This is a genomic window from Streptococcus gallinaceus, from assembly GCF_024170225.1.
Classification (GTDB): Bacteria; Bacillota; Bacilli; order Lactobacillales; family Streptococcaceae; genus Streptococcus; species Streptococcus gallinaceus.
Genome location: NZ_JALJXU010000004.1, coordinates 71,300 through 83,588 on the forward strand (window position 1 = coordinate 71,300; position 12,289 = coordinate 83,588).

The following is a 12,289-nucleotide window of genomic DNA, read 5'->3' on the forward strand; positions in this document are numbered from 1 at the left end:
TTTATTCTTTTAATGTAAGGGTGGTAGCCTGATCTCCTGTTTTGAAGTTGCTGTAATCGCTTTTCCATGCAACATTGCCATTGCTATCTTTCTTGACAAATTGATATTGAATGTCTGTGTTGCTTGGAAGGCTAACATCGTAGAACCAATTAGGGTAACTTGCTATTGATTGTGTTTGGTTAAAGAGAGGCCCAATTGCTTTGTTGACGTCTCCGCCACCTAATTCAGGAACATTTCCGACTAGGTATAGCTGTTCTCCCCATGATGTTGAGAAGTTATTGATTTTCAAACGTACAGGAACTTGTTTGCCAGACAACACTTCAAAGTTTGCGAAAGCATTGCTGCGTGTACCTGCACTAGTTGTTGCTGAAATAGCATAAGAACCAGCTGTTAGTTGAGGAATTTTCACCTTGATTAAAGTATTGTTCCACTCAAGAACTTGTGTGTTAGTATCATTGAAGGATACAGTTCCAGCTTTTGTACCAAAACCTTGTCCGGTTAATACGATTGTATTGCCAGGTAAGCCCATTGAGGTGTCTACATCGGATAAGTTCAATTCTTGTCCTTTACCTTCAAAGGTCCAGACTGCAACTTCACCAGGAGATAATTCAAAGTCTTGGATAGCTCCAGATGAAGAAACGACTAATTCGGAACCGCCTAAGATGCCATCCAATTTATCTGAGTATTTTCCATCTGGTAAATCCGTATGTGCGCCTGTAACTTGGTAAGAACGAGATTGGTTTTTATTGACAGCTACCAAAGCAACGTGGTCACCGAATTTTCTCTCGAAAACAAGGACATCTTGGTTAATCCAACGTTCTTGTGTATTTCCGTAAGCCAGACCTTGATTGCTTTTGCGGAGTGGCGCTAACTTACTGATGACTTGGTAAGCTAGCGAATTTTGATCAAAGCTAGTCATGTCCCCACGGTTAGCTGGGTCATCCTCGCCTTGTGCGTACTGCTCACTACCGTAGTAAAGATTTGGAACACCTCTTGAGGTCAGCAAGAGAGCATAAGCTTGATGTACAGCTATTTGATTCCCGTTAACTATAGTTGAAAAACGCTTCATATCGTGATTATCGATGAATGTAACTTGGTCACTGACCTCTTCGTAATCGTTCTCTGTTGCTTTCAATACGTTATAGAAATCTCCCATTGAAGCTGAAAGATTAGTATACAAATTTCGAACGGCATTTGCAAATCGAAAGTCGAGTAGACTCATACCACTAGTATTAGCAAACTGTGACATTGCTGGGTCATTGTCAGTTCCTCCGACAAACCATTCACCAAAAGCAAACACATTATGCTTTTCATAGATGCTGCTCAACCAGTTTTTTTGCCAACCAAGAGACATATGTTTAACAGCATCTACTCGAATACCATCCACTCCCATGTCTAACCACAATTGAATAGCATCCTTCATATAGTTATCAATTGTTGGATTGAGATTATTCAAGTCTGCGAGGCCATATAGGCTGTGATAAATTCCATTTTCTAAATCAGGTTTGTCTGACCAAGATTCATGATTGAAGATGTTTTCGCTGTCGCTACTAAATTTCCCTACTAATTTCCCATCTCGGTAAAGTGCACCATCTTCTGGAAATGTAAATCCTTGATATTCAGCAGTTGATGTGTGGTTAGGTGCAAAATCGATGACGATTTTGATACCATTTTGGTGTGCCACAGCCACTAATTCTTTGAAATCTTCCATGCTACCAAAGTGTTGGTTTGTACGGAAAAAATCTTTAGCCCAATAACCATGGTAAGCAGCACTTTTTGAAGATGGGTCAATAACTTCAATATTTTCTACAGGTGAAGAAATCCAGATTGCTGAAATTCCCATTTTGGTCAAATAGCCATCTTTGATTTTTGAGATAATTCCCTGCCAGTCACCTCCGTGATATTTACGAGGGTCAGCCTTATCGAATAATTCTCCTTGTGCATTGTTGCTAGTATCGCCATCAGCAAATCGATCTGTGACAATTTGGTAGATAGAATCGGTTGAGAAGTCTGCTTTATTTGTGACTGCATTTGCTTCATCAGCTTGTACAGTGCTAAATAGAGTAGATAGTGCAATAGTCGCTAAGGTAGGGATGATATATTTCTTGTTCTTTTTCATAGTTATTTTCTCCTAGAGAGGTGATAAGTGTATTAAGAAACCATTTTTCTTTAACTTATTGTTAGAGAAACCATTTTCGACAATTACATTTTCTACATAGGCATCTGCCTCCTCCCCATTATTTATGAGTAGTTCTAAGGTGTAATCCTTAGAACTACGTTTGAGCGACAGGAGATTGTTGGTAGCAGTGATTGCTATATCTCCATTTTGGATAAGGCTATTTTGTTTCAAGGCGATAATCTGCTTCATTTTTGATAGCAATTCGTGGTTCCAGCTGGTCTCATCCCAATTAAATCCTCTACGGCAGTCAGGGTCATATCCCCCTTCCATTCCTAATTCAGTACCGTAATAGAGGCAGGGGATCCCTGTAAAAGTAAAGAGAAGGGCTGTAGCAGCTAGCAGTTTATCAACTGATTTGTTAACTTGTGTAAAGAAGCGGTGTGTATCATGTGAGTCTAAGAGATTGAGATTCATGCGATTGACTGCATCAGTATTTCTCATGAGAATGTGATTCAGTCGTTCTGCCATGTCTTGAGAAGATAGGTTATCGTTTGCAAAATAATCTAAGCAAGCTTTGGTGAATGCGTAATTCATAATGCTATCATATTGGTCACCTTGTAGATACGGGTAAGCATCATGCCAATTTTCACCAATAATAATGAGGTTTGGATTGATTGCTTTGACAGTTTTTCTAAATTGTTTCCAAAAATCGTGCGAAACTTCATCCGATACATCTAGGCGCCATCCGTCTAATTGGAATTCTTGTGTCCAATAGCGTGTGATTTCTAGTAGATAATCTTGAACTTTGGGGTTGGAAGTGTTTAATTTAGGCATTTGCGCCACCGCTCCAAATGTTTCATAATTGAGATTCTCTTGGTCTACGTGGTCGCCGTGAACCATGAACCAATCAAAGTAGACAGATTCGTTCCCTTTAGAAAGGACATCCTGAAACTCTGGTAGCAAATCACTACTATGGTTGAAGACAGCATCCAATACAATTTTCATATCTAAGTCATGTAAGTCGTCAATTAGTTGTTTCAAACTGAATTTGCTACCAAAATGTTTGTCTACACTATAGTAATCGTTGATATCATATTTGTGATTGCTGTTGGATTGGAAGATAGGTGTCAAATAAACTGTATTAACCCCTAATTCTTTGAGGTAGGATAATTTTTGACGAATCCCTTCCAAATCCCCACCAGCCAAGCTAGTTGGCAATGGTTTATCTGTCCAAGCCATATTGATATATGCGTCATCTTTCTCCATATCTCCGCGGGAAAAGCGGTCAACAAAGATTTGATAAAAGACGGCACTATCTGCCCAATCCACTACTTGATGGACGTCAACTGGATTGATGTAAGGCATTTGGAAAAAGTCATAAAAAGCATAATTAAAGTCATAGGTCTCTGTGATACCACTTTCACTAAAATAGTAGGTTTTTCCGTCCTCTTCAAACCTAAACACATAAGCTAAACGTAAATCGCTCAAGGTTAATTTTACTTCATAATAGGCATGGAGATGATCTATGTATTTGAGTGTAAGTTTTTTTTCTTTTTGTTCAAGATGGTAATGGTATTTGTTGCCGTAAACGAGAGAAAAATGAAGATGCTTGTCTTCTTTAGCGACTCGTAAACGAATGACTAATTCGTAGTCGGAAGTTGCAAAACAATATCTAGAGTCTGGAATATGTAAAAATCCTGCTTTGTTCATAGTAGCCTTTCTTTTGAGTCTGTTCAATCTTTTCTCTCCTAACCAAGGTAGTTTAGCAAGGAGAGAAAAAACTGAACAGAAATAGATCTGAATCAGCTTTTTCTTTGTTGGTAATACAGAACACTTGACTAGTGTGATATCTGTACTAACCTATTGAGCATATTTTTGTTCAATCGTTTCTTTAATAGTTTTTGTTGCTTCCTTGGCAGCGTCTTTAGCAGCTTTCTTTCCTGAAGCCACATCAAAGAACATTGTAGCTGCAGGATTCCATACTTCCGCCATTTCAGGAATGTTTGGCATTGGTTGAGCATCGGCAAATTGTGCGATAACCGCTGAAGTCAATTCGTTACCTTTTTCTGAAGCGTAAGTGCGAGCAAGTGTGTTTGCTGGAATTTCTTGAGTATTGTCGTAGAAGGCTTTTTGATTATCTTCGCTTGTTACGTAGTCAAGGAATTTTTGAGCAACTTTCATGTTTTTGCTGTAGTTTGAAACAACCCAAGCTTTACCACCACCAAATGCTTTATATTTACCGCCATTGGCAAGTGTTGGAATAGTTGCTACTCCATAATTGACACCAGCTTCTTTCAATGCACTGGCTGCCCAAGGTCCGTCGATAATCGCAGCTGTCTTACCTTTTGTAAATTGTTCATTGATGAAGTCACCTGCTTTAGTAGTATCTTGCATACCTTGAGGCCACATATCATACCAAGTTTTAGCGTATTCAAGTCCTTTGACAGCCCCTTCATTGCCAAGGCCGATATCTTTAGGATCCGTACCATCTTTACCAAAGACATAGCCATCATAACCAGCTAACAGGCCATAAGCATAATAGAAGTTTGTCCAGTTAGCAAGGAAACCAGTTGCCTTGCCATCTTCACCCGCAAATGCATATTTTGAATCTTTTTGAAGAGCTTCTAACTCAGCAAATGTTTTTGGAGCTTCTTTGATGAGGTCTTTATTGTAGTAAAGAACAAGCGTTTCGATAACAGCCGGCGCTCCGTAGACTTTGCCATTTAAAGTTACTAAGCTTTGAGTTGTTTTATCAAATTGATCTTTGTTGTTGAGTGATACTTCAGCAATTTGTCCATCTGAACCAAGTCCTCCAACGCGGTCGTAAGGAGCGACAAAGATATCCGGAGCTCCACCAGTTGGTCCATCAGTAGGTAATTTATCCAGAGTGTCAATCATACCCTCTTCTTTTACTTTGATGGTTACGCCATTGTCTTTTTCAAATTTCCCTTTAATACTCTTGATGTAATCAACGTATCCCTTGTCAACAGAAACTGTCAGAGTCTTAGAATCTGACTCAGCCTTTTTATCAGAAGAATTACCACATGCAGCAAGAGTTGCTACAGAAGCAAGAGATAGAGTGCCGACAGTCAATTTTTTCCAATTCATAATTGGACCTCCTATTGTTGTTAGAAATGCTTGAGCGGTAGCGCAAACGTTTTCCTTATTCACTAGCAGTATATCACAAACAGAAAACGCTTGCAAGTATTTTCTGGTGTTTTTGAGAATATTTTTTTAAAAACGATTTTTTAAAAAACATTGAAAAGGCAAAATAAAATAGAAGAAATGTTCTAAAAAATTATTAAATTTCAAAAATATCAATTTTTTCTTGCATTGTTAGCGCTAACAATGTATAATAGTCCTAAGCAAACGTTTGCGCGTTTGGGGAATGATACTCATTGTGAGGTAAAACTATATATGAAAGAACGTCAAAGTGGTGTGCTCATGCACATTTCGTCTCTACCAGGTCGATATGGCATCGGTTCTATGGGGAAAGCTGCCTATGACTTTGTTGATTTTCTAGTACGAACAAAACAACGGTACTGGCAAATTTTACCGCTGGGTCCAACAAGTTATGGAGATTCTCCATACCAATCATTTTCAGCCTTCGCAGGAAATACCAACTTTATTGATTTGGATTTCTTGGTGGAGCAGGGCTTGCTTACTGCAGAAGACTTGGATGGAGTTTTCTTTGGAGACAATCCTAGTCAGGTAGACTATGCTCAGTTGTTCCAAGTACGCCGTCCTATCTTGGAGAAAGCAGTTGTTCGTTTCAAAGAACAAGATGCACCAGCAGGCTACCAAGTTTTCTTAGAAGAACAAAAAGATTGGTTGGATACATTTGCTGAGTACATGGCTATCAAAGAGCATTTTGATTTGAAGGCTTGGACAGAATGGGAAGACGATGCGATTCGTTTGCGTCAACCGCAAGCCTTGGAAGACTATCGTGCTCGTTTGGCGGATGCCATTGACTACCACCGTGTGACACAGTACTTCTTCTTTAGCCAATGGCATGCTTTGAAAGCTTATGCAAATGAACACGGCATTGAATTTGTCGGAGATATGCCGATTTATATCGCTGCAGACTCTTCTGATATGTGGGCAAATCCACAATTCTTCAAGACAGACGAAGAAGGTCGTCCGAGTGTTGTTGCCGGCTGTCCACCAGATGGATTTTCTGCAGTTGGTCAACTTTGGGGCAATCCAATCTATGACTGGGATGCGATGAAAGCAGATGGCTTTACTTGGTGGGTTGCTCGTCTTCGTGAAAGCTTCAAAATCTACGATATGGTTCGTATCGATCACTTCATCGGCTTTGCTTCTTTCTGGGAAATCCCTGCGGGAGAAGAAACAGCTGTTAACGGCTATCGTGTTGAGGCACCAGGTTTTGAACTCTTTGAAACCATCAAGGCTGAACTCGGCGATTTGAATATCATCGCAGAAGATCTTGGTTCTGTAACGGACAAGGTGATTGAATTGCGTGAAACAACAGGCTTCCCTGGTATGAAAGTCTTGCAATTTGCCTTTAATCCAAATGGAGACAGCATCGAAATGCCACATAACCATTGCAACAATGTGGTGGCCTACACAGGAACACACGATAACCACACGCTAAAAGGTTGGTATGAAGCTGAAATGGGACAAGAAGGACGTGACTTCCTTGACAAATACAGCAATCGTCGCCCAGACGAAACTGTTCGTCAAGCCATGTTCCGTATGCTCTTCTCATCTGTGGCCTTTATGGCAGTTATCACTATGCAGGACTTGCTAGACTTGGATGCATCCACACGTATGAACTTGCCAAATACTCTAGGCGGCAACTGGGTATGGCGCATGACCGCAGACCAATTGACCCCAGCTATTGAAGCAGAATTGCTAGACTATACAGAAACTTATCGTCGCGTCAATACAGAGGCGAAATTTCACTAAAGATCAAGAAAAATGGAGAAAAAAATGACACTTAATTTACAAGGATTTATTTCGGAAAAATACAATAAAACCATTCAAGAATGCGATAACCAAGAACTTTACTATGCTTTGTTGGAACTCAGCAAACAAACAAGTTCTGCAAAACCAACCAATCAAGGCAAGAAAAAAGTTTATTACATTTCAGCTGAGTTTTTGATTGGTAAATTGTTGTCAAATAACTTAATTAACCTTGGACTTTACGATGAAGTGAAAGCTCAATTGACAGAAGCAGGTAAAGACCTGATTGAGATTGAAAGCATGGAATTAGAGCCATCTTTGGGAAATGGTGGTTTGGGTCGTTTGGCAGCTTGTTTCCTTGACTCAATTGCGACACTTGGCTTGAACGGTGACGGTGTTGGTCTCAACTACCACTTCGGTCTCTTCAAACAAGTTTTCCAAGACAACCAACAATTTACAGAACCAAACGAATGGATTACGGACCACAGCTGGTTGACCAAATCAGCAGTTTCTTACCAAGTACCTTTCGCACATTTTAACTTGACTTCTACTCTTTATGACATTGATGTACCAGGTTACAAAACAGCAACGAAAAACCGCCTACGTCTCTTTGATTTGGCCTCTGTAGATAGCAGCATTATTGGTCAAGGCATTGACTTTGATAAGACAGATATCTTGAAGAACTTGACACTCTTCCTCTATCCAGATGACTCAGACCGTCAAGGAGAATTGCTCCGTATCTTCCAACAATACTTCATGGTGTCAAATGCAGCTCAGCTCTTGATTGACGAAGCGATTGAAAAAGGCAGTAACCTTCATGATTTGGCAGACTACGCTGTCGTACAAATCAACGATACTCACCCATCAATGGTGATTCCAGAACTTATCCGTCTCTTGACAGACCGTGGTATCGACTTTGATGAAGCTGTTTCAATCGTAAAATCAATGACTGCCTACACAAACCACACAATCTTGGCAGAAGCATTGGAAAAATGGCCATTGGACTTCTTGCAAGAAGTTGTACCACACTTGGTACCAATCATTGAAGAATTGGACCGTCGTGTGAAAGAAGAAGTATCAGATAGCTCAACTTATATCATTGACGAATCTGGTCGTGTGCACATGGCACATATGGATATTCACTATGGCTATTCAGTCAACGGTGTAGCAGCCCTCCATACAGAAATTCTTAAGTCTTCTGAGCTCAAGTCATTCTACGACCTTTATCCAGAAAAATTCAACAACAAAACAAACGGTATTACTTTCCGTCGTTGGCTCATGCACTGTAACCCAAGCTTGTCTCACTACTTGGATAGCTTACTCGGTACAGCTTACCATCGCGACGCAGCTCAATTGGAAGAATTCCTCAACTACAAAGAAGATGCTGCTGTTAAAGAAAAATTGGAATCAATCAAAACACACAACAAACGCAAATTGCAACGTTTCTTGAACCAACATCAAGGTGTGAACATCAATCCAAATTCTATCTTCGACATCCAAATCAAACGTCTTCATGAGTACAAACGCCAACAGATGAATGCCCTTTATGTGATTCACAAGTATTTGGATATCAAGGCTGGCAACATCCCAGCTCGTCCATTGACCGTATTCTTTGGAGGAAAAGCAGCACCAGCTTACACCATTGCCCAAGACATCATTCACTTGATTCTTTGCTTGTCTGAGTTGATTGCCAATGACCCACAAGTGGCACCACACTTGCAAGTCGTTATGGTTGAAAACTACAACGTAACCGCAGCAAGCTTCCTCATTCCAGCAGCAGATATTTCAGAGCAAATTTCACTTGCATCAAAAGAAGCATCTGGTACTGGTAACATGAAATTTATGCTTAATGGTGCCCTTACTTTGGGAACAGAAGACGGCGCTAACGTTGAAATCCATGAATTGGTTGGCGATGAAAACATCTATGTCTTCGGTCAAGATAGCCAAACAGTCATCGACTTGTATGATAACCAAGGTTATGTATCTCGTGATTTCTACGAAAAAGATGCGATCAAACCATTGGTAGACTTTATCGTGAGTGACGAAGTATTGGCCCTTGGAAATGCAGAACGTTTGGAACGCCTCCACAATGAGCTCATTGTCAAAGACTGGTTTATGACCCTCTTAGACTTGGAAGACTACATCGCTGTGAAAGAGCAAATGTTGGCAAACTACGAAGACCGTGATAGCTGGCTTGAAAAAGTTATTGTTAATATCGCGAAAGCAGGCTTCTTCTCATCTGACCGTACAATCGCTCAGTACAACGAAGACATCTGGAAACTTTCATAAATAGTATAGAACCTAGGATTGAGTCCCAGGTTCTTTTTAGTGTTGACAATTTTCAGAGAAACGCTTACAATGTTTTATAAAAAGGAGGTGTCTTATGAAAAAGAGTTGGACACATTTAATTGTTTTTGCAGTATTGTCAGGCCTATCAAGCCTTTCGCGTATTTGGTCGGTATTTTTTACATCTTTTGATGAGGAAAAACTTCGTCATTCTTATGAAAAAGCAGGTATTCCAAATGTTGATGAGGTGATTTCTACGACGCGTGCGTCAGTGGAATTGCAGTCTAATATGGTTATGAAGATTTTTGCCGTACTCCTCTTGTTAGCAATGGTCGCGGTAGTTGTTTATTTGGTTCGTAAACAGGGGGAAACAGCTTCTTATATTTATATTGGTTACTTATTTGGCACTCTGATTTTAAGTACCTATAGCTTTGTCGCAGGTCGAGCAGTAATTCAAACGATGACAGATGAGACATTTCGAAGTGTGACTAATGCGACTATTTTAGGTGGTTATATCGCTAAAATTGCCCTCTTTGCACTTTTCTTTGGTTTAACGGTTTTCTTCCATCTTCGCAAACCAAAAGTTCTTCCAGATACAGCGCAAAACGCGACAGATATCTAAGCTCACTCCTAGCTCTGCTACTTAGTTAGCAGGGCTTTTTTTGCAAAAGAAATCCCCTAGAGATTGGTCTCTGGGGGATTGTTGTTTACATTTTTTCTGGAGCAGCAACGCCGAGGAGGCGGAGGGCTTCTTTTAGAACGATACCTGTTGCGTAAGCAAGAGCCAAGCGGCTGTCACGCTCAGGATTTTCATCTAGGATACGTGTATGCGCGTAGTACTTGTTGAAAGCTTGTGCCAAGTTGATCGCGTATTTGGCGATGATAGATGGGTCGTATTTGTCAGCTGCGCGTTGGATGCTGGCAGAGAAGTTTTGCAAGAGTTTGATAATTTCCCAACTTTCAGCATCGTTGAGGGAGTAAGCAGCCTCTTCAATTGCAGAGAAGTTTGCCTTGCGCAAGATAGATTGGATACGCGCGTAAGCATATTGGACGTATGGTCCAGTTTCTCCTTCAAAAGATACCATGGCCTCAAGATCGAAGTCATAACCATTGTCGCGGTCGGTCTTGAGGTCGTAGAATTTCACAGCTCCAACCCCAACTTGGTGCGCCACTTCGTCCTTGTTTTCAAGGTCAGGATTTTTGGCTTCGATTTGTGTCAAGGCGCGTGAAACAGCTTCATCAAGAGTAGGTTCTAGGCGGATAATATTTCCTTTACGAGTGGACAATTTTTTTTTGTTTTTTGTGACCAAACCAAATGAGACGTGAACCATGTCATCAGACCAGTCAAAGCCCATTTCCTTCAAAACAGCTTTTAATTGTTTGAAGTGATGAGATTGTTCTTGACCAACAACGTAGATATTTTTCACAAAGTCGAAAGTCTTTTTACGGTACATAGCTGTCGCGATGTCACGTGTGATGTAAAGGGTAGCACCGTCTGATTTTTTGATAAGAGCAGGTGGGAGGTCGTATTTTTCAAGGTCAACAATCATGGCACCTTTGGACTCTTTCAGAAGACCTTTTTCTTCTAAAATCTGGATACCTTCATCCATCTTATCGTTGTAGAAAGCCTCACCGTGGTAGTGGTCGAAAGTGACACCGAGTTTTTTATAGATACGGTCAAATTCTACCATACTTTCATCACGGAACCATTTCCATAAGTCCCAAGCTTCTTGGTCGCCATCTTCCAATTTCTTGAACCATTGACGTCCTTGTTCGTCCAATTCAGGATTTTCATCGGCTTCAGCATTGATACGGACGTACAATTTGAGGAGTTCGTCGATTGGATTTGCTTCAACAGCAGCCTTGTCACCCCACAGTTTGTAGGCTACGATCAAAAGACCAAATTGCTTGCCCCAGTCACCGAGGTGGTTAATACGGTAGCTGCGGTAGCCCATTTTTGTATAAAGATTAGCCAAAGCATCAGCGATAACGGTAGAGCGCAAATGTCCTACTGAGAAAGGTTTTGCGATATTTGGACTAGACATGTCAAATGTCACGCTTTTACCAGTTCCGACAGTTTGTTGACCATAGTTTGCTTGCTCAGAGATAACTGTATGGAGAACTTTTGCTGAGATTGCTGACTTGTCCAAGAAGAAGTTTAAGTAAGGTCCCATAGCGACAACTTTTTCAAAGCCTTCAGTCTCGACTTTTTCAGCTATATCTGCTGCGATGGCTTGAGGCGCCTTGCGTTCGACTTTAGCTAAAGAAAAGGCTGGGAAGGCGATATCGCCCATATCAGATGATTTTGGTTTTTCGAGTAGGGCAAAAATTTGGTCCACATCCAAGCTAGGGATGACGGCTGCCAAACGCTCTGCCACTAATTGTTTGTCATTCATAATGATTCCTCCAATATTCTTGATTCTATTTTAACATAATTTTCAGTTGGTATTAGGTAAAAAGCGGTAAATTTGTTATAATATGCATATAATTATACATTTTAGAGGTAAATAATGAATAAATCAGAACGTCATGAGCTCATCAAACAGATGATCCGTGAAGAAAAAATTAGCCGTCAGGTGGATATTCAAGAAAATCTAGAAAAAGCAGGCGTTTCTGTGACGCAAACAACCTTGTCACGTGACTTGCGGGAGATTGGCTTGGTCAAGATTTATGAAAATGGCCATTCTTACTACTCCCTAGCGATCAAAGAAGAGCAAGAAAAGTTCAGTAAACTCTTGGCGCAATATGCTTATAAAGTTGAACGTGCGAGCTTTGTTTTGGTGCTCCATTCTGACCTTGGAGAGGCAGCCTTGATGGCCAACATCATTGACGCAGAAAAGCCGTCGAGCATTCTGGGGACGATTGCAGGAGCAGACACTCTCTTGGTCATCTGCCGAAATGAAGAAGCTGCCAAGCAGGTTGAAGACGAAATCAACCAATTTTTAGCGGAGTAAGGGC

Annotated in this window: 8 protein-coding genes; 4 read left to right on the top strand and 4 right to left on the bottom strand. The window is 40.7% G+C overall.

Going from position 1 to position 12,289, the window contains the following annotated elements:
• Position 1: 1 nt before the first annotated feature.
• The 3 genes from J2T50_RS05835 to J2T50_RS05845 all read right to left on the bottom strand — a co-directional run bounded on the left by J2T50_RS05835 (position 2) and on the right by J2T50_RS05845 (position 5,227).
• Positions 2-2,119, bottom strand: a complete 2,118-nt coding sequence (locus tag J2T50_RS05835) for an alpha-amylase family glycosyl hydrolase (protein WP_253364656.1) — start codon at positions 2,117-2,119, stop codon at positions 2-4.
• Between the two features lie 12 nt (positions 2,120-2,131).
• A complete protein-coding gene (locus tag J2T50_RS05840) occupies positions 2,132-3,829 on the bottom strand; it encodes a glycoside hydrolase family 13 protein (protein WP_253364992.1) in 1,698 nt (565 codons plus the stop codon).
• Positions 3,830-3,979: 150 nt separating this feature from the next.
• Positions 3,980-5,227: an extracellular solute-binding protein gene (locus J2T50_RS05845; RefSeq protein ID WP_253364658.1), complete on the bottom strand. Its 1,248-nt coding sequence runs from the start codon at positions 5,225-5,227 to the stop codon at positions 3,980-3,982.
• A gap of 309 nt (positions 5,228-5,536) precedes the next feature.
• Here J2T50_RS05845 and malQ point away from each other — a divergent pair, with 309 nt between their 5' ends.
• The 3 genes from malQ (at position 5,537) to J2T50_RS05860 (ending at position 9,953) form a co-directional block, all read left to right on the top strand.
• Positions 5,537-7,048 carry a 4-alpha-glucanotransferase gene (gene malQ / locus J2T50_RS05850; protein ID WP_253364659.1) on the top strand — a complete coding sequence of 504 codons (1,512 nt, stop codon included), beginning with the start codon at positions 5,537-5,539 and terminating at the stop codon, positions 7,046-7,048.
• A gap of 24 nt (positions 7,049-7,072) precedes the next feature.
• Entirely contained in the window at positions 7,073-9,334 is a 2,262-nt protein-coding gene (locus tag J2T50_RS05855; protein WP_253364661.1) for a glycogen/starch/alpha-glucan phosphorylase, read from the top strand.
• Positions 9,335-9,428: 94 nt separating this feature from the next.
• Positions 9,429-9,953, top strand: coding sequence for an ABC transporter permease (locus tag J2T50_RS05860; RefSeq protein ID WP_253364663.1), 525 nt, complete (start codon positions 9,429-9,431; stop codon positions 9,951-9,953).
• An 85-nt stretch (positions 9,954-10,038) separates the two neighbouring features.
• On the opposite strand, the gene argS is transcribed toward J2T50_RS05860, so the two are convergent.
• Positions 10,039-11,727 carry an arginine--tRNA ligase gene (gene argS / locus J2T50_RS05865; RefSeq protein WP_253364665.1) on the bottom strand — a complete coding sequence of 563 codons (1,689 nt, stop codon included), beginning with the start codon at positions 11,725-11,727 and terminating at the stop codon, positions 10,039-10,041.
• Between the two features lie 114 nt (positions 11,728-11,841).
• Here argS and argR point away from each other — a divergent pair, with 114 nt between their 5' ends.
• On the top strand, positions 11,842-12,285 hold the full coding sequence (argR, locus tag J2T50_RS05870) for an arginine repressor (protein ID WP_253364667.1): 444 nt from the start codon (positions 11,842-11,844) through the stop codon (positions 12,283-12,285).
• Positions 12,286-12,289 lie beyond the last annotated feature (4 nt).

What these genes read in the sequence shown, in the direction of transcription:
- argR (WP_253364667.1), top strand. Translation starts at nt 11,842, where the DNA reads ATGAATAAATCAGAACGTCATGAGCTCATCAAACAGATGATCCGTGAA.
- J2T50_RS05855 (WP_253364661.1), top strand. Translation starts at nt 7,073, where the DNA reads ATGACACTTAATTTACAAGGATTTATTTCGGAAAAATACAATAAAACC.
- J2T50_RS05835 (WP_253364656.1), bottom strand. Translation starts at nt 2,119, where the DNA reads ATGAAAAAGAACAAGAAATATATCATCCCTACCTTAGCGACTATTGCA.
- J2T50_RS05840 (WP_253364992.1), bottom strand. Translation starts at nt 3,829, where the DNA reads ATGAACAAAGCAGGATTTTTACATATTCCAGACTCTAGATATTGTTTT.
- J2T50_RS05860 (WP_253364663.1), top strand. Translation starts at nt 9,429, where the DNA reads ATGAAAAAGAGTTGGACACATTTAATTGTTTTTGCAGTATTGTCAGGC.
- J2T50_RS05845 (WP_253364658.1), bottom strand. Translation starts at nt 5,227, where the DNA reads ATGAATTGGAAAAAATTGACTGTCGGCACTCTATCTCTTGCTTCTGTA.
- argS (WP_253364665.1), bottom strand. Translation starts at nt 11,727, where the DNA reads ATGAATGACAAACAATTAGTGGCAGAGCGTTTGGCAGCCGTCATCCCT.
- malQ (WP_253364659.1), top strand. Translation starts at nt 5,537, where the DNA reads ATGAAAGAACGTCAAAGTGGTGTGCTCATGCACATTTCGTCTCTACCA.